The following is an 18,978-nucleotide window of genomic DNA, read 5'->3' on the forward strand; positions in this document are numbered from 1 at the left end:
GAACGAGCCCCGGCCTGATCATCGACGGGATCGCTTCGGGCGGGCTGTGAGCTGTTCGACGATTAGCAGTGGGCTCCGCTCCGCGGTGAACCAGTCACTGACGATGACGCGCGAAGGGTCTCCCGCGTACTCCGCAGCCGCGTCAAGCGCGGATCGAAGACGAGGACTCGTCAGACTGACTTCGCACGCCTCCAGAGGGTGGCGGACCACGACTGCGTACGGCTTCCGCCGCACCTGAACTCCGAGTACGCCCGCATCCGGTTGAAGGAATTCGCCCTCGAACAAGGCCTGGACACCGCCCAACGAGGTCCGCTCCCGCGCAAGCGTGGCTTGCGTGTGCTGGAGTTTCTCGCCCGACAGCACCCTGAAAAGGTCCGCTCCGAGACGCCAGTCGAGCAAGGGGTGATAGACCATGTTCTCGTAGTCGCGAAGACAGCCGTAGCAGGAAGTCTGGCACAAGTCCGCATGCTTGCTCTCAGCCAATCCGCCCAGGAACTGCTCGACGTGCTGGGCAAACGCAGGGGCGACCTCCCCGAGGTGGGTGCTGAATCCGGCGCCGTTCTCCAAGGCGTCCGATAGAAAGGCGTAGAACGCAGTGCCATCCGCATGTGGAGCTGGGTGGACTCCGGCGATCAGCTCTCGCGGGTCGACATCCAAAAACTCTGCGGCTGCAGTCCGCAAGAGGAATGCCAGCGAATACCACGCTGCCCGGCGGCCTTGATGAAGATCGGCGGCGAAGCGTGGCGTGGGGTTTTCCAACCCCAAGCGCAGCCCCTGGACTTCGTCGATTGTGGTGCGAGGTCCGATGAAGAGGAAATCTGTGGGGAGGACCGCACCGATGGCTGCTGTCAGGGCTTCGCCGAAACCCTTCGCCGTGGGATCTACGTCGGTCGGAACGACATAGCCGCCCCAACTACCGGTAGCACGGCGGAAGACGAAGCCGTTGCCAGCGTTGTCGTTGATGACGTAGCGCTTACCCGGGCCCGAGTACAACTCGGCCGCCCGCAACGAGGTGTGAGTCAGCTTGTCGAAGGTAGTGGTTGCTCGCGCGGCCACCATCCGTGCTGACCAGGAAAAGTTACCGTCGAAGTCATCGGGCGGGCTCGCGCGGAAGCCCGCCGGCTCCCGAAGATCTACAACTCGGAAGTCGGTGAAACCACAGAGCGGGCAGGCGCTCCTGGTGCCGTCCTCGCTGAGGTGGCTGCACTGCGGGCACAACCCGATCGTCCGCGGATTTTCTAGAGGGTCGGGTACGGGTGTGGGCTTGCCACGTGTGCTTGGTATGAAGTCGGTCACGCCCACCACGGTGAAGACCTGGCCATCCTTAACGATCTCGCTGCCGGGAGCGAAGGACGATACAGCCAGAGCGAGGTCTCGGTCGATGGTCTCGTCGGGAGGCCATGGGTAGGAGCGCTTCGGCTCTTCCAGGTAGAGCTGGCGTACTCGTGTAGGGAAGCCGAACATCGGCAGAACTCCCAGATGAGCAAGGCGCTCACCGAGATCTTCGGTCTCTCCGGCCAACCCGGCAAGTTCCGTCACGCGATCGATGCGCTGCTGCACCCAGCGCGCATCGAAACGATCAGAGGTGAACTTCGTGAAGGCCGTAAGAGCCTGGACAGCCGAGACGATCCGATCGTGATGGTCGCGGCACCACTGGCGAATGGCTGGTTCCGCATCCGGCCAATCAGCAGCAGCCCCGAACTGGCCATGGACACCCGACCTCTTGGGATTGGCGAGCCCTGTTCCAGCGAAAGCCAGACGCAACATCTCACTCGTGACGGTTCGCTCCAAGATCTCCGGCCGATTGAGCGCCAGGTACGGAGCAGGGACTGGATCGTTGGTCACCGCATGAGGGTTGCGGAAGTAGTGCTCATCGTGGCTTCGGCCTCGGCAGACGGTCAGGGCGATGGCGACGGGTGAGGACCGGCGTCCCGCGCGGCCAACGCGTTGCTGGTAGTTGAAGCGGGTCGGGGGCATGTTGGCCATCACGACAGCGGAAAGAGGGCCGATGTCCACTCCGGCCTCCATCGTGGTGGTGACCGATAGGAGGTCCAGCTCGTGAACGAGCGGTTCCTCGCTCTCTTCGAGAAAGACTCGTTGGAAGCGAGCCTGGCGTCGCTGCGCCTCGATACGCCCAGTTTGGCCCGTTAGTTCCGCGCAGTTGAGGCGGAAGGCCCCTGCGCCGGTGGCGGCTTTCCACGCATAGTAGTCGTCTCCGGCATCCCTTAGTGGCTGGGGCTCTTGAGACAGGCGGGCGTAGCACCCGGTGCAGATGCTGGCGCTTGGGGAGAGATGCTGGCGGGCGCAAGTCTCACAGCGCCAGGCTTGATCGCTGGCGGGGCGGATTGCAACCTGCGTCGGATTGATGAGGAACTCGGTGACGATTCCGCGCCAATAGGCCTCGGCTTGGTCTTGAATGTCACCTGTATCGAGACCGTGCTCACGGGCGACTCGCTTCCAGTAGGCGTTGAGCCGCTTGGGCGCCTTCGTGTACGGGTCGCGAAGGCTGGGGAAGCGCCTTAGCTCGGCGAGGATTCGGAGACTTCCCTGACCGAGACCCGGGATTTTTGTATCGGGGCGAGCATCCGCTGCGTCGACCCAGCCCATGCCGAGTGACTCAAAGTCTCGGTTCGATCCGGAGAACAGGGCTTCGATAGCGTTCTCGAGTAGGTCTTCTTCGGCCGTGAGAACGGTGTCGCGCATCGCGTCGGAGAGCTGAGGAATGAGCCGGGGCGGGTTGACCTTCCAGTCATAGAGGCTGTGCCAGTCCTGACCGCCTGGTTGCTGCACCGATCGCCGGGGGCCGGCGGGGTTGACGCCGAGTGCCATCAGGCGCCGATGGATGATCGTCCTTGCCAGGAGATCGAGTCGTAGCGGCGCGGTGAGCTTGGCGCGGGCTGCCAGCGCCGCCTGCTCGTCGCCGTCGAGCCAGGCGAGCCGGAGATCTCTGAGTGCTTCTCGGTCCTTGGCTTCGAGACGTTTCAGATCCGCGGGGTTTCCCGAGGTCTGGGCGCGGGCGATGTCCTCCTCGCTGATGGTCTGCTCATGGGTGCCTTGCAGTGCGAAGATTCGGACCAGGTCCTGATAGTGACGGAGTGCCAACCCTGCCGAGAGCTTTGCCGCGTTCTGGCGGCTGTCGGAGAAGATGATGAGCTTTCGCTCAGCCTCGTCCTCGAACTGGGCGGCGAGCTCGGTCGAGAGGACTTGATTCACCTTCTCAAAACCGGTCCGCATCGGGCTGATCGGCGACAGCTGGCGATCCGGATGCGTTAGGGGGAGCGGTGTCGACCGATGACGAGTGCGCTCCCAATCGGCTGAGCATGCGGGACAGCGGGTCGGGAACGGCGACAGCTTGTCGAGGTCAACACCAGGCTTACCCTGCGAGTTCTTGTTTGCCTCGATGTGGAAGCTCCAGCCCGTGGCCCCTTCTTCCTGATTGGTCAGCGTTCCCGCCCGCGGGTCAAGGAGGGAGCGGCGGAACGAGAACGTGGCTGCGCCGTGATCGCGGTCGTAGGAGTTCTTATCATGCGCCTGCTGCTGGACGGTGCGCGGCCAGTACACGACGTAGTTGTGTGCCGTCCGGTCGGGACGGGCAAGATCTGGGATCCGCGATAGGTCGGGGGTGTCGGGAAGGAGATGGACGTCCTTGAAAGTGGGGTTCTCGAAGGATTCCCAGGGTGCGTAACCGCCGAGGAAGACGTCGCCGCACGACCGACAGAACAAAAGTTCGAGAACGCGTGCGCCGCATTTGCAGAAGGTTCGTGGGCGAGCGTAGAGGCGGCCGATTCCACGTCCTTCCCGTTCAGCCTCGGGGATTGTCGAACATGCGGAATCCGCACAGGCCCACAAACCCGCGACGTTCCGGAAGAACAGGTGGGTGCGGATCTTCTGTCCTGCCGTGATCGTTGCCTGCTCCAATGGGACGGTAGGGCCGCCTCCGGCCGTGAGCTCGCCGGAGATGTAGTCGAACGAGTCCTGACTGACCGCAAAGAATTCCTGAGGGAAGAGCCGGTCCCGGTCAGGATCCAAGGACGCCGTGGTCGCAACGATCCGAAGCTGGTCCGGGCGATCCATGATCCCCAGTCGCTGGCGGAGGTTACGGATGAGGTAGGCGACCTCGGTTCCGGCCGTCCCGCGGTGGATGTGTAGCTCGTCGACCACCAGCGTGAATCGTGCCCCAGGAGTCTCGGCCAGCCAGCGCCGAGTCTCGCTGAAGAAGCCCTGGTCACGGTCTCGAAGCAGCATGATGTTCAGCATCGAGTGGTTGGTGATGAGGATGTCTGGGGGCGCGTCGTACATGTCCCAGCGTGACAGCATCTCCGCGCCACCAGGACGAGGAGCGAAGTAGCGAATAAATTCGTCCTTCGCCAGTGCGGCCTGGCGGCTCCGTTTCTCGCACTCGCGCAAGTACTCACGCAGTTGGGTCACAGCTCCTGCCTGATCAGGCGTACCCAGTACCGGTGTTGCGCCCGTGTAGCGACCGAAATAAAAGCGGTGTCCACCGCGATTGCGGTCCAGCCACGCGTGAGCGGCCTCGCTGTCCAGGGCACGCCGAAGCCGCACCAACTGATCGTCAACGAGAGCGTTCGTCGGGTAAAGAATCATGGCCCGGACTGCTCGCGGGCGATTCTCCTCGTTGGCCCGATGCGGCGTATACGGACTTTGAGATCGCTTCCACCACTGTTCAGCCTTGCCAGGAATCCCATACCAGGAACGGGATTCCTTGAGGAGATCGGCCACAATGGGGAGCAAGAACGCTTCGGTCTTGCCTGAGCCAGTACCGGCCGTAACGACCACGTTCTTGGCCGGCACGAGAGCCGAGATGAGGGCCCGCTCCTGGTGGGTGTAAAGCTGTCGGCTCGGGTCAAGCAGCCCGCACTCGGCGAACTTGGCCAGCTCTGCCGGAGCACCAGCTCGGGCGATTGACTCAGCCAGGGTCCGGCCGCTGAGCCTGTACTCGGGCCTGGTCTCGACGTATGGCTCGGCGTACATGCCGCCCGGCGTGTCCAAGAGCGCCCGGCGCTCAGCCGCCAGCCGCTGATCACGAAGCCGGAACGCGGTGTCGTAGTAGCGGAGGTACGCCTCGCGAAGGGCGTCGAACGCCTGCTTAACATCGAGCTCAGTCATCGGACTTCCAGCCTCCGTCGCAACGACACCGAGATCTTCTCTGCGATCCAGCGCGGCACACCGTCGTACGCCAGGCCTTCGGTGGTCCTGAGCGGCGGAAGGCCGGTGGACAGGATGGCCGCTCTTTGATGTGCGCGCGGTAAAGGTGTCCGTTGATCCACTACGAGTTGCCCATACGCTGATTTCGCACGTGATGCGACTCGGTCGGCGTGCCAGCGGAGCGGAAACTCGCCGGGTGCGAGGACAAGGTGAATGCCCTCTCGACGATCAACCTCATACCATTCCCCGCGACGGTATATCGCATACCGATTGATCTGGCCATGAAGCCAGATACTGATAGAGGCCATCGTCTGGAGTTGAAACGCGTCGGGCGAGTCCGAAGACTGCAGAGCGCTTATCGAACGGCGCCAATGGAGTATGCCGGGACGGGCCGGGGGAAGGCGACTCCAATGTCAAGAATTGAAGGGATCGTGCTGCGAGTTCTGCGATACTCTCTGAGACCGACATTCCGAAGACGTTTTCTCCTGTCTCGACCCCCTCAAACCATACTGTGGAAGGAATTGGGATGCCTCGGTCGGTGGGAGACTTATGGGCCACGACGCCGGGCATATTCAGCCAAGAAGACAGTGTCGGACGTGCTCCTGTCATGAGCGCAACCTTGGTTCTCCCAGGCAAACTGGTCACGCCCACAGGCTCGGCAGACCATCGCCGGATGGCCCAGTCGATCTTAAGGCAACCAAGATCCTCTAGTAAGGAGATCCAGTTCGACGCATCCTCGGTCGTCGTATCGGCGGCCCAGGCGACATCACTGCGGAGTCGATCAATGCTGCCGGACTCCGTCTCTGCAAGCCAGGCGACGAAGAGATCAGGATCGAAATCGGGTGCTGGCTGCGATGCTGCAGTGCCTGCTGGTCTCGAGTTGGCGGACGCACGTGGGGCCTCGTTTGCCTTCCGCGCCTCAGCAGCCAGTCGGCGAAGCTCATCCGGACTCAAACGTCGGCTCTTCCGCTCTCGACGGATCATTGGGCTGATGCCGCGCAGGTCAGACACGCCCTCGTCCCTTCTGCAGAGCTGCTTCGCAGTATCGGCGCCAGAGCTTCGCTTCGGCCGGAGGGTGTTCTATGAGGATCATCTGACTCCAGAAACTGCGCATTCTTGGTGTCATCTGAGTTATGCACGGCTCTTTGGTGCGAAGAAGGCGGACTTCGATGGTCCCGTCCGGCCTATCGATAACAAGCCATACTGCATCTTCGGGGATCTCCGTCCGTGCAGAACCTCCGAGGCCAGTTCCGCGGGTGCTCCACCATGTCGGTTGGTTGGCTGGAGCGAGATCGGTGAAGTGTCCGTCAGCATAAATGACTGTGGCGCCCTCTATAGTCGGCGAGGTCGGGTGTTGAAACGCGTTACTCATGTCGGCAACGAGCGACTGCGGCTCATGTAGGTAGAAGATCTTCTGTGTCGATCCATGCTTGAGGACATGCTTGCCGCCGCTGAGTCCGCGGCCGCGCAGTCGCGTCCTTCCGCCGCTCGTCGAGATGGATCGGCCATCCAGCAGTACCGCGGCAACCCCAGGAGGCGTCACGATATCCGGTTCGCCGCCGATGAGATAGTGCTGCCGCTCACTCTTGGCCTGGACACGTAGTCCTCCGAGGAGACGGAGTGCGCTCCCCGGCTCGCTGGGGCTATCCCCAAATTCCAGTTCCGACGCCACGAACCAGCCTTCGACCGAGCTCTCCTCAGGCTCGAGCCAGTCGAAGTGGTTCTCCTTTACAAGAGCCTTTGCCTGCGCTTCTCGCGGTGCGTCGAAGAGAAGAAGGGAGGGAACGCCCGGCTCCTGCCTATCTACCACGGCCCACTCGACGCGCGTGTCGGCTTGGAGGATGAGGGGTTTGAGCTGCGGTTCGAAATCGATTCGGAGGTGCTTGCCTTGCGCATGCAGCCCTCGCTCTAGGGCTCTCTTGATGTCGGGCACATCGCCGGAGAGCCCATAGAGCGTTCCAACTCCACCGGTTACGACGAGCCGCCCGCCCGGATACTCCAGTTCGTCGTGCTCAATCCCAGGGATGCGCTCCGCGTACCACTTCAGAGTCCAGCCGTTCCGAAGGTCGTCAGTAATGCTGAAGCGGAGACGTAGTGGCACCAAGCCCGAGGGCCGCCTGTGGGTCGCGGGCGCGGTGTCGGCGGCCGATAGGGCCGTTAGGAGCTCTTGGAGGAGGACGTCTTGAGCACCACTGGTTAGCGCGTTCTGCAACGATCGAGAAAGCCGTGACTGCCCGGTCCACTTCCCGAGCTTTTTCAAGAGAGTGCCAGCATCCTGCCCGCGGTGATCACGAAAGAAGGGAATAAGCCGGTCGTGGTCTGCCGCACAGATGATTGCCTGCGACTGCGCGTACCCGATCAGCTCACGGCCCTTGCTAGCACCGAGTGTGCTGACGCCCCGAGCACCGGCCTGCTCCTTGAGCCACTCGTCAAGATTCACCCAGAACTGACGGATCCGTTCGAAATCACCCTGAAGATACTTTTGGCGGACATCTACAGCAATACCCTCACGGGTGAGGAGCTCGGCAAAACGAAGGTAGAAGCCGTGGGCACCTCGTCCGCCGGATCCCTTCATCCTGGTCGCAGCGAGAACAGCAACCGCGAGGAGAGGAAGACAGGGCAGTGGGTCCTCGCGCTCAGTTTTACGCCAGGACACCACCTGTCGATAGATTCCGTCGTAAGCGCCACGCCCCCAATGGATCGCACTTGCCACCGTCATACAGAGATCATGGATTTGCTCGTCTCCAGAGGCCTCGCGATGCAGGCGCGCAGCCTCGTCGTCATCCACGAAGAAGAGGAGCGGACGGCCAGCCTGGTTAGACCCGAAGAACCGCTCCGCAAGTCGATCCTGCCACCATGAGTACGAACGCACCGACGTCATCCATGAGAATACTGGGCAATGTGATGCATATGCTCTATGAGGACATCGAACGATGCAATAGAGGCGGCAATTGAGATTCAGCTACAACAAGAGCACAACTGGACACCCTGGCCCCATTAGCTGCGATGCGGGAGCGTCCGCCGGAATGATCTTGCCGACTTCTTAGTGAGTGTTTGAGAAGATCACGTTGACGGGTTGAGCGTCAGCTTTTGCTGGCGTCTGGCGGCATGTCCGCGGGTGAGACGGCGTGCCATACCGGAGATCGCGGCCCAGCGGATCATCGCCTCGGACGTGGCCGGATGACGTTCGTAGTCGCGGGCCAGACGGCGGTGAGCGGTCAGCCAGGCCAGCGAGCGTTCCACCACCCAGCGGCGGGCGATCACGGCGAACCCGACCTGGCCTGGCGCTTTGCGGACGATGTGCAGCGTGGTCCGCAAGATCCGCTGCGCCCAATCCACCAGCATCCCGGCGAAGCCGGCGTCGGCGTAGACGAACCGGACCGGCGTGACCAGGTACAGCGACAGCAAGGTGGTCTTGGCCCCGTCGCGGTCCTGCACCGAGGCGGCCATCACGCAGACCACCAGCAGCAAGCCCAGGGTGTCGGTGACGATGAACCGCTTCCGCCCGTTGATCTTCTTGTTCGCGTCGTAGCCGCGCGAGTCGAGGCCGACGGTGTCGGCACCCTTCACGCTCTGGGAGTCGATGATGGCGGCCGAGGGTTCGTCTTCCCGGCCCTGCTGCGCGCGGACGCGGCGGCGTAGCACAGCGAGGATCTGCTCGGTGACCTTGGCCTCCTCCCAGCGGGCGAAGTACCAGTACACGGTCTGCCAGGGCGGGAAGTCGAAGGGCAGTTGCCGCCAGGCGCAGCCGGTGCGCACCACGTACAAGATGGCGTCGACGATGTCGCGGCGGGGGTGCTTCTCTGGCCGTCCGCCGCTGTTGGGCGCGGGTAACAGCGGCTCGATCAGCGCCCACTGGGCGTCGGTCAGATCGGAGGGATAGCGGCGATCACGCGGCACCCTGCCATGATCGCCCGGCATCGGTCCGGGGTGGTGACCGAATGTCCGGACCGTTATCCACCCTTCTCAAACACTCAGTTATGCCTCGCCACCGCCCAATAGTCACGGTCGTTCCAAGATCACTAAGTGGGGTGCGAGAGGCACCGTGATGTTGATCGGGATGTGATCACGTACGGCGTGTTCGTCGAAAATAGGCTGAAGCACCAGCCGTCGTTGATCAGCGACGCTGATGATCATGGTGTGTGCGGGGTAGGTGCGGGCGAGCACGGCGCGAGCACGACCCGACTAGAATAATATTCTAAGTGTGATTGCGGCGCACGTTTCGCAGGTCAACGCCATGATCTAAGCGCGCCCTGAGGGATTCGACCCCCCGACCGTCGGATTAGAAGCAAGATCTTTTAGTGTTGCGACGTGTCAGTTGGTGTCAGTCCGTCCCGTGTAGGGCATGTTTAGGTGTCCGCCTGTGACGCCTCCTGACGCCCCGTTCCGGGACGGACGAGCACGGACCGAGCACGGCTGACCTACCTGTTCGGGATTCGACCGTAGTCGTGGGGCATCGGTGGGGTCGGTTCTGGGAGGCCGTCTACACGGGTGGACTCGTGATCCTCCTCGGGATCTTGCTCCGTAAAGAGTCCTGCCGCCATAGCTGGGTCCGGGTCGCCGTCACCCGCTGAAACCACGCTGGCATCTATGGAATGCAGATCCGCGACAGCGGTAGCTTCGTCCTCAACCTCCTCCGCGAGCGTCGGCAGGACGTACTCCTGGCCAAGCCCTGCCAGATGTAGCGGAAGGGGTAGAGCGAGGGCCTGCGGGTAGTCCGGTGGTTGACGCAGCTGATGCACGGCGAGTGCCAGCGATTCTGGATCGTCGCCGTCGTTCTTGTGACAGCCGAGAACAGCGATCTCCACGAGACCGGGATTCCAGCCCGGGATGTTGGTGTCGATCGTGGTCTCGCCCTTGCGCTCTCCAGCGCGACGGGGGCGTGGGGCGAGTTTGTCGGCCTCTATGGCTGACGTCTTGAACTGCGCAGGCTTGGGCGTGGTGCTATAGAAGACGCGGCTGACGCCGCCGCTCTCTGGGACCCACAGGTGGGACGGCAGTCCGTTCGCCTCTTCTTTCGGGTTGAGCCCCCACCACTGAGCCGTCTCTCGGTCCCGCCCAGTTCTCACACGAACAAGCCTCAGATCGGGGTGCAGCCTGCGAGCCAGCGCATGCCCGTCACGGATGCGGTCTGCTTCCACGCGGCCGTCCTGAAGCCACGTCCAGTGTGAGCGGGCGTTCTGTCCATGGGCGAGGAGCAGCGTTGGGGTGCCACGTAGGGAGCGCAGCATCTTCTGCAGCCACTCTTCCGTGTTGCGCCGCTGCTCGTTCATGTCGCGGTAGTAGCTGCCTCGTCCGCCATTATCGGCGTCGGCGACGGAGACCTCCGCGAGCCGCGTCAGCTTTAGCAGCAACGCAGGGTATGGAATCCATTTGTTCGCCTCGGGGTCCCATCCCTGAACTCTGGCGATGCCGCTGCCGAAGTCCTGCGGTGTCACCAGCACAGCGATCGGAACGTACGCCGCCCACCGGTTGCGTGCTGTGCGGTTCTTCCTGACGAGCCAGACGGCGGCGTACCGCAGCCCGGCGGGAATCTTGTCGCCGAGGCTGTGCGTGGGATGCACACGGATGCCGAGCTGACGCAGACCATCGTCCCAAGCCATCGAGACACGGTGGTCGAGGTTCTTCAATGAGTCGTATCGCCCGTCCTTCTTGGGAACCGTCGCGAACTGGGTAATCGCGCCGGCGTCCGCGAAGCCGAGCCTGAGCGCGAATTTGGGGTCATGATCGCCAGTTTCGAAGTCGGCCCGCCGGTCGAGTTCCACCACTGCCAGCGTGGGGGCTTTGTCTGTGATGTCTTGCGCGAGCCAGGAGCGGGCGTTGGTACGCCGATCATGCACGGCAGCGCTGATCGCCGATGACGTGCGCCGAGTGCCCTTCGGAGGAAGAGAGAGGCCCTCTCCGAGGCCGGCCGTCAGCTTGATGCAGCGAAGCCGTACGGTGAGCTCCGCGCACTGCCACTCCAGGACCACCGGGTCGCCGGGACGCGCGGCCTCATACTGCGCCTCAGTGAAGGCGCCGCCATCGCCCTTCAGCCCAAGATGTTCGACGAGCTGAGAGACCCCGGCCTCCCGTAGCTCCCGGGTCTGCCAGAGAAGCCGTGCCTCCAGCGTGGGAAGCGTTTCCGGATCCGCGTCCGGGGTCAGGCAGGAGACCGCGTAGGCAGCGCCGGCCCGGCGTTCCGCCGCCCTGCGGGCGCTCTCTTCTGGCTTGTCCTCCTTCTTCACGCTGGCGGGAGGAGCATTGAGGGGCTTCGAAGACTTCGACCGCCGGGTGCGGACGAGGGCAGGGGTCGCCCGCAGTTCGGCGGGCAGGGCCTGCTCGGCCCACTCGGTGAGCTTAGAACGCTGATGTGACATGAGGCCCGCCTTGACCTCGTGACCACCCATGGCCGTGCTGTACACGATGCCCGCCCGGAGCCCCTGCTCCAGCCACTCCTCCGGGCTGGAGAGGATTTCGTCCGCGCCAGGAAGGGTCTCGGCCAGGGAGATGCCTCGCAGGATGCTGGCCGGGCCACCGTTCACCCAGTCGGTCGTCCACTCCTCCTTCTCCCTGTCCCATCGGCGTTCCATCCTCGCCAATGCGTAGCGCTCGCTGAGCGGTGCACCGGGCAGGTACGGCACCCGGGGCCGCAACACCACAGTCGCCTTCCGCCGGTACGGCAGGCGGACCTTGCCGGTCGTCGAGCTGACACGAGTCGCCCAGCGGCGGATGCCGAAGTGCAGATGGAAGCGGGGGAGAGGGTCGAAGGGGACGGTGTGGAGGGTGATATTGAGGACGACTGAATACCACCAGGTCCGCGTGCCGGACGGGAACGGCAGCGGTTGAGAGACCAACTCGGCGCCCTTGTCGCGAGGACCGCGGGGCACGGCACGGAAATGGAGCCGCCCGGCGGCATGCTCATACGGGCCGAGGGCCAGCACGCGCCTGGCAAGCCAGTCGGGGCTGAGTGGGAACTGGTGCTCAAAGGGTGCGGCCGTGCCACCCCCCAGCGTCGTGGGGCAGCGGAGCAGCTCCGCTTCGACCCGCTCCCAGACGGGCGGGGATGTCGACAGCTCGGCGCGGACATCCTTGAGAAAGGCACGGTGCTCTGGCTCCGGCCGCAGATCTCCCAGCCACCGGTCCACCAGGGAGCGGAGCACGGGGCCGGGCAGCGGATCCGCGACCTCCTCGGGCACATACAGCCAGTGCTCCGATGGGCGGGGAAGCACCAGGAGATCGGGAGCGAAGGCCTGGATCACCTGCTCGAAGCGGTAGGTGGGCACCGTGCGGTAGGGCTCGGCCCCGTCGGGGCGGCCCAGGTTGCAGAGCGCGAGAATCGCCTCGCGCCACGCCTCGGGGAAGCGCAGCGCGCGGTAGTGGGCTACCACGGTGGCGTCTTGCGAGACGGGTTGCCAGGAGGCTGTGCGGATGAACTCGTAACTGACGGGCACGGGTAGTCCTCAGCGGTGGTGTTCGAGATTGGACAGAGCGTTGTACAGCGGCTTGTAGAGCAGCTGGGCAAGGGCCGGGTCCGCCGGGTCCGGGAAGCTCGCCGGGTCGGCTCCGGTAGCGAAGTAGGGGACGAGGATGGAGCGGAGGGCGGCCAGGAGGCCGTCTTCGAGGGGAGCAGGTCCTGCGGAGCCGGGGGACAGCGCGCGGGCCAGCCGCGGGGCGAAGCTGGCGTCGACGAAGACGACCCGGGCAGGCACCCCGCCCCGGACGAGTCGGCCGATGACCTGCCACATGGTGACCAGCTGATCCCAGGCGAAGGCGTGCTTCTCCCAGGGTGACAGCCGTGAGTAGACGTAGCGCCGGGATAGTAGGCGGCGCCACTCCTGCCGTGCCTCGTGGCGGAAGTCGAGCCCAGCCCGGTCGAGTCCGGTGGCCTTGGCGACGAGTTCGCTGAACGTGGCCGGACCCTCGCGGTTGTCGGGCCGCTTCTGGTCGCGGACGAAGCGGCAGACCCAGTCGTTCACAGCGAAGATCGCCAGTGTCAGGTCATCGGGACGAGGATGCGGCCGGGCCAGGAACAGGGCGGTGCCAAAAGCCGCGTTGCGTTCGATATTGAGGATGTTGTGCCCGCGCTCGACTGCCAGTAACGGCGCCACCAGCAGTTCGGCATCTGGGTCCTCGGCGAACATGGCGAGGTCACCCCGCCGCAACGTAACGGCGTGCTCCGCGCCCGCCGCATCCGTGCCGCGTACGGAATGGTCGAGATCGGCGTCGTCGGCGGCCAGCACGCGCACCCTGCCCCGCCAGCGGTCCAGACCGTGCAAGGTGTCGGCGACGGTGTTCGCCTCCTTGTAGCTGCCGACGAGCAGGATCGCCCGGCGCCGGTTGTCGTCCCTGACGAGGGCAAGCTCCTCCTCCAACGGGCTCGCGCCGCCGCCTCGTCCAGGGCTGCCCAAGCGCATGGCGAGAGCTCTGGCGGCTGCGGGCCTGACCCTGGGGTCGGTGCCGGAGAGCCTCATCGGAGCCCCGTCGGCGTCGTAGAGAAAGCGTGTGGCGAACCGTGACTTCCCAACCGCATTGAGCGAACGTTCCGACGGCATGAGTACGGCGGCCACCGATGCCAAGACGTGAGCCCGAGTAGACGCTCCGGACCAGCTGGTACCCGACATCAGCACTACATGCGGGCCCGGCCGTCCCTGGCCCGGGTCCGCGCCCAGTTCGTGGAGGGAGAGCAGCAACTCCCGGCCCACGCCAGCGCACCGGAAGAAGCGCAGGGTGCCGCTGTTGTTGCCGTCCTCGTCGCGCTCCCGCTCATCGGGCAGGTACTGGAAGCCAAGGACGTTGCCCATCGGCGCCTCGGGAATGAGCGGTGCGTAGTCGAGCGGCGGCCGCCGGGCCAGTTCGTTACCGGTGGAGTCCAGCCGCAGGGCCGCCTCCACCTGAGGCCAGAGGAATGTCAGGCGTTCCAGCCGCTGGTGGAGAGCCGACAGCACGAGCAGGAACTCGAGCCGCCGGCAGGTCAGGTCACGCCAGCGGTCGTCCTTGGCGGAGGCGGGCGTGCCCTCGATCAGCTTGTCCAGCAAAGCCCTGACTCGAGCACGGGTACGTGCGGTGTGGAGGGTGTGTAGAAGGTCTCGCGTGGTGTCGACCAAGTCATCGGTCATCGTGTCGTACGGGCCTGAGTCGCCCAGCGGATCGTCGCGGAAGGTGTCCAGGAGTTCCCTGAGCCTTGAACGCAGGGAGTCCAGGGACGTCGAACTTTCGTCAACCTCTGGGGGATCGCCGTCGTACGGCTCGTACAGTTGCCGCTCGTCGGGCACGCCTTCGGCGCCCAAGTGCTGTTCGTCGAACCAGTCCCCGAGCAGTTTCTCTTGCAGAGTCCACGGGCTGAAGTATTCGATGTCCGCCCAGTCGCGCAGCTCCTCTTCCGCGATCAGCAGCCGGTAGAGCCGGTCGGTGGCGGCGGAGACGACGGTCAGTGCCGAGTTCCACCGCTCGATCTCCTGGTCCGTAAGGGGTAGTCGGCCCCGTCTGGAGAGCTCCTCGATCTTGTGGGTGTGCAATTGGTCGAGCCAGGATTCGGGACCCGGGCGGACAAGCGTCGCCGAGGGGGCGAAGATCTCGTCCAGCTTCATCTGGACCGAATCGGCCTCGTCGACGATGACGATGTCGCTGAGCAGGCAGGCGAGCTCGAGATAGCGCAGCTGCTCCTCGTTCAGGTGCTGCGGGACGGCGCTTTGGACGAGACTCGCCGGGTTGGCGACCCAGATCAGCCCTTGCACGAGATTGCGCGCCGCGCGGTGGCGCGGACATCTCGCCCACACCGGGCAGCCGTGCTGGGCGCCCCGGAGCTCATCGGCCGCCCGCTCCTGCGCGGCCTCACCCGGCTGGTACGGCTCGGGAAGGGCGATTTCCGCACCGCGCTGGACCTTTCGCTTTTCCGGATAGAGAGCGGTGCATGGCGCGTCGGCGTACCGGAGGGGCTGAATCGCCTCCGTGCTCCGTAGCGCATCGACCACGCACGCCGTGCTGAGGTCGTCGAAGCCCGTCGCGTCATGGTCGAGGAGATTGTCCAGACCGCGCGAGGCGAGCCGGCGGTGCAGCCGCTGTACGTGGGTTTCGCGTGTGGTGGGACCCAGGACCGGCACGGCGGGCAGATCCAGATTGCTCAGCAGTTCGCAGAGCCGCAGCTGCTCGGCGACGTCGCCGACGACGAGGGTGACGCGCAGGTCTCGCCGGGCGGCGTAGACCGCCACGAGCACCATCAGTGTGCTCTTGCCCGCGCCCACCATGCCGACCAGGTGCATGAGCCCGTTCAGGTGGATGTCGTCGCGTTCGCTGAAGTTCCGGCCGTCGGCGTCGCGAGGCGCGAAGCGTAGCTCGCTGAGCCTGTCCTCCCAGTTACCCGGCCGTTCCACATCCAGCTCGCGTTCTCGCTGATCCATCCAGATGGCGGTGGCGAGCAGCTCGGCACGTTCGATCGTCAGCGGGGCACTCCCACCCGGCCGTCCCTTCGCCAGGTCGTGACCAGTGGCGGGATCGAAGATCAGCTCCTCGGGGATCGTGACGGAGGTCGGGCGGCGGCGATCCATGAAGCCGCTCCGCCCGGCGGGGGCGAGGGGAAGCGGCTTACGCGCGTGCTGCGGCAACCGGGCGAGCGCGTCATCGTAGAACGCGATGCGGTCGGATGCGACCGTTGGGGTCAGCGCGAGGACCGGGCTGTTGTCCTCCGGGACCTCGTAGGCGCGCAACCTCGCCGGCACCTGGCGATACAGCTCCAGCGCCTGGTGCCAGGCACGGCGCCGGCGCAGCGTCCAGAGCAGGTGACGGGCGGCGATGAGCATCGTGTCGTGCTCAATGGTTCGCACCAGGCCGGCGGCGCGGGCGAAGGGATAGCCGCCGAGCAGAGTGTGGGCGCCCTCGGCCGGCTCCCTCGGGGCCAGGCGCTGCAAGAGCCGTATGGCGAGTTCGACCTGGCACAGGTGGATCGGCTTCATGCCTTGCAACGCGGCAGGGAGGCCGTTCCAGACCCGCCCGAGCTCGCGGCTGACCGGGCGGTGCCAGCTCTCGCGGTCACGCACGTTTATTCCCCTTCTGCTTGCGGATCCGGGCCTTGACCCGTCCGACCAGTTCGGTGTCGGTGAGGAGGGGCAGATCGCGGGCATGGGGCGGGCGGTTGCGCTCGTACACCGAGATGTAGTCCTGCCTGGCCGCCACCCGATGGTGCGGAACGACCCAGAAGGCCTCGTCGTATTGAGGCTCCTGAGGCACGGAGCGGGCCGAACGGCCGAGGAAGAGCGGGCTCGCCCAGTCCTTCACGTCGATCGCCCAGCGCTGGCCGCCGGGGAAGGTGACGAGCAGGTCGTAAGAGTCATAGCCGGGCCACATCTGCACGGTCAGCCCCAACACCGACAAATCCTGCTCAAGCGCCGCTTCGGCACGTCCCGGACCCGTAACGAACTGCCGTAGCGGCCGTTCGACCTGGTGCACCTCGCCCGTGTCCTCCAAGCGCAGGCGTCTGCCCAGGGGAGCCGGCCCTTGGCGGCGGCAGCGGTCGCGCTCGCACCACCACTCCCCGTCATGTACGGGGGTGAGCAGCGTGAGACAACGCCCGCAGCAGACGTATTCACCGTCGTACAGATAACTGTCGGGAACCGGGAGGTAGATGCGGCGGATCAGTTCGTGCACCGGCTCCAGCATCAGGTCGTTGAGGACCTCGAAGCTTTCCGCTGCGGTCAGGACCGGGCGGTTGACGAGGAGCCCGCGGAAGGCCGTGTAGGCGTCCTCCTCGCCGAACGCCCGGCACAGGCTTAGGGCCGTGTGGATGATCTCGCGGTCGCGGAAGACCAGCGCACTGTCGCGGGTGCGCTCGGCCCATTCGTGGCACAGCTCGGTCGGTCGCCCGGAGTCCGCGTCCAGCAGCCGGTCCTCCGGGCCGACCACGTCCGCGGGCAGGTCGACCGGCCAGTCGACGAGCGGGACATCCTTGCACCACGTCACGAGTTCGGGCAGGCTCGCCGGGGGCGTGGCTTCCTTTAGCAGGCAGGCGAGGACCGTGCGGTCCAGAGCCCGCTGAGCCTCCGGCGGATAGGGCAGGGTGAACGCGTCGAGGCGGGTCTGCGCGTCGAGTGCGAGCATGGCGCCGGCCAGGGTGCGGACCAGCGGGACTCCCTTGTGGGCGGCCCAGTCCGAAGCGGCGTCAGGCAGCGTGCCGGTGGTCATCGGGACTCTCCTGAGACGGCGCACCAGCGGCGGACTTCGCAATCAGCACAATGGTCGCCGGGATTGGGGGAGTACGTCTCATCGTTCGCCCATCGGGAGGCGAGTCCGGCGACGATGTCACGCGCCTCGTCCCATGTCGCCTGGTCGAACGGGTCGATCTCCTCGCAGGCCGATCCGCTCTCCCGGAGAATCTCCAGTTCGATCCGCGAGCGGCGCGGATCGCCTGCAGGGACACCGGCAGCCATCAGCAGGACGGCCAGCGCGAGCTGGGGAAATTCGCGAAGTAGGGAGCGGCCTTCCCAGGTGCGCCGCGATGCGGTCTTCGTCTCACGCCACACCCAGCCGTCCGCGTCGGTATAGAGCAGGTCGGGGTCGGCGATGACGACCACGTCCACGACCGGGTCGTAGGCGGCCAAGCGCCACTGGGAGCGGAGGAGTTCGGTCTCCGGCAGCCCGTCGAGCGGGCAGATGGTGTGATGCTTTTTCACCATGCGGACGGCGGGCCCCAGTTCATCCCCGGTCAACCCCGGCAGCTCGGTTGGCAGCGGAACGTTCCCACAAGGGATTCGGGGATGACTGCTGTGCCGGTCGTTCAGCCAGGCGTCCACGGCGCGGCCACGACGGATCGCCTCGCTCTCGGCCCGGCCGTCCTTGATCCACAGCGTCCGGGTCAAATGGAATCGCGCCGGACAGGACGCGTAGACACGCAGGTCGCTGATGGAGACACTGCGTCGCTTGCGGGGACGGTGGGGAGCGGGCACACCGAGCAGCCCTGGGATGCTGGGAAGCGCGGTGCAGCCGAGAAGCCCTTCACAGGCGGTGCAGTCCGTGCCCGGGCGCAGCCCCCGGCCGTCGAGGACGGCGGCGTACCGCTTCTTCGCGTGCTCCTCGAACCGCCGCACTGCCTCTTCAGCGTCCCAGTCCGCTAGGACGCGGGGTTCGCCGTCGCCGAGGCCGACACCGATGACACGGACTCGCTGCGGCTTGACCGCATCGGCTTCGACCTTCCGGTATGGCTCGCCGAACGCCGCCCGTGCCGGGACGCCGGTCGCAGCAATCGCGGCGGCGGCCGCGATCTCTGCCTCTGAGCGGTCCTTCTTGGCCGAGCCGATGGAGGGAATCCAAATTTCCCGCACCAAACCGTCTTTGGTGGCGTACCGTCGGCCCCAGGCGGTTTGTTCGTATTGCTCGACCCCCCTCGCGTCAGGCTGACGCAACCGGTTGATACTCACCCACTCGGTCTCCACGGGAACCGTGGGCGGATATCCGGCAGCCTGGTGCCGTGCCCGGGCGGCGAGGTAGACCGGCACGGCCTCGAGCGCCCACGCCCGGTGCGTGGGATGACAGTTACGGGTGTGCCAGCTGTTCGCCAGCGCGGCCTGCATGGTCCTGCCACCGTGCTCGATCGCGTTGAGCATGCTCTCCACCGGTTTGAAGAAGAAGTCCTGCACAGGCTTCCTGCGGGAGCGCTCGGGGGCTTGCGCGAGAAGAGGGCGTGCCCGTAGCGCGCGCCCTTGGGCGCAGGCGTCTGCCTCATCGCGCAGCAAGGGCAGGCCGATCCTGGCCACGTCGGATCGGCCGGCGAGGCCGGGAGGCAACGGAAGAGTGCTCACGACTCCAGAGAACCGGAATGTGTGAACTAAGTCAAGCGAGTCT

The 18,978-nt window shown here is 65.3% G+C and carries 7 protein-coding genes; all 7 read right to left on the minus strand.

All coding sequences use genetic code 11. The annotated features are described in order from the left end of the window. Positions 1-18: 18 nt before the first annotated feature. The 7 genes from KIP79_RS13300 to KIP79_RS13330 all read right to left on the minus strand — a co-directional run bounded on the left by KIP79_RS13300 (position 19) and on the right by KIP79_RS13330 (position 18,773). The gene (locus KIP79_RS13300) at positions 19-5,127 is read right to left on the minus strand and encodes a DEAD/DEAH box helicase family protein (RefSeq protein WP_214105065.1); all 5,109 of its coding nucleotides are present in this window, start codon (positions 5,125-5,127) and stop codon (positions 19-21) included. Between the two features lie 1,042 nt (positions 5,128-6,169). Next, the gene (locus tag KIP79_RS13305; protein ID WP_214105066.1) at positions 6,170-7,954 is read right to left on the minus strand and encodes a hypothetical protein; all 1,785 of its coding nucleotides are present in this window, start codon (positions 7,952-7,954) and stop codon (positions 6,170-6,172) included. Positions 7,955-8,229: 275 nt separating this feature from the next. Next, positions 8,230-9,066, minus strand: a complete 837-nt coding sequence (locus KIP79_RS13310) for an IS5 family transposase (protein WP_308169705.1) — start codon at positions 9,064-9,066, stop codon at positions 8,230-8,232. 521 nt (positions 9,067-9,587) lie between these two features. Next, a complete protein-coding gene (locus KIP79_RS49410) occupies positions 9,588-12,599 on the minus strand; it encodes a pPIWI_RE module domain-containing protein (RefSeq protein ID WP_214105068.1) in 3,012 nt (1,003 codons plus the stop codon). Positions 12,600-12,608: 9 nt separating this feature from the next. Then, positions 12,609-16,181 (minus strand): pPIWI_RE_Z domain-containing protein, encoded by a 3,573-nt coding sequence (locus KIP79_RS13320; protein ID WP_214105069.1) that lies wholly within the window; start codon positions 16,179-16,181, stop codon positions 12,609-12,611. Continuing rightward, entirely contained in the window at positions 16,174-17,322 is a 1,149-nt protein-coding gene (locus KIP79_RS13325; protein WP_214105070.1) for a pPIWI_RE_Y domain-containing protein, read from the minus strand. Before KIP79_RS13325 ends, KIP79_RS13320 begins: the two co-directional genes overlap by 8 nt. After that, the gene (locus KIP79_RS13330; protein WP_214105071.1) at positions 17,319-18,773 is read right to left on the minus strand and encodes a PD-(D/E)XK nuclease family protein; all 1,455 of its coding nucleotides are present in this window, start codon (positions 18,771-18,773) and stop codon (positions 17,319-17,321) included. The genes KIP79_RS13325 and KIP79_RS13330 overlap by 4 nt, the downstream gene beginning before the upstream one ends. Positions 18,774-18,978: the final 205 nt, after the last annotated feature.

It is taken from the genome of Acrocarpospora catenulata (genome assembly GCF_018476525.1).
Lineage (GTDB): Bacteria > Actinomycetota > Actinomycetes > Streptosporangiales > Streptosporangiaceae > Acrocarpospora > Acrocarpospora catenulata.

Excerpts from the sequence above, each read along its gene's own strand:
- KIP79_RS13325 (WP_214105070.1), bottom strand. The coding sequence starts at position 17,322 with ATGACCACCGGCACGCTGCCTGACGCCGCTTCGGACTGGGCCGCCCAC.
- KIP79_RS13300 (WP_214105065.1), bottom strand. The coding sequence starts at position 5,127 with ATGACTGAGCTCGATGTTAAGCAGGCGTTCGACGCCCTTCGCGAGGCG.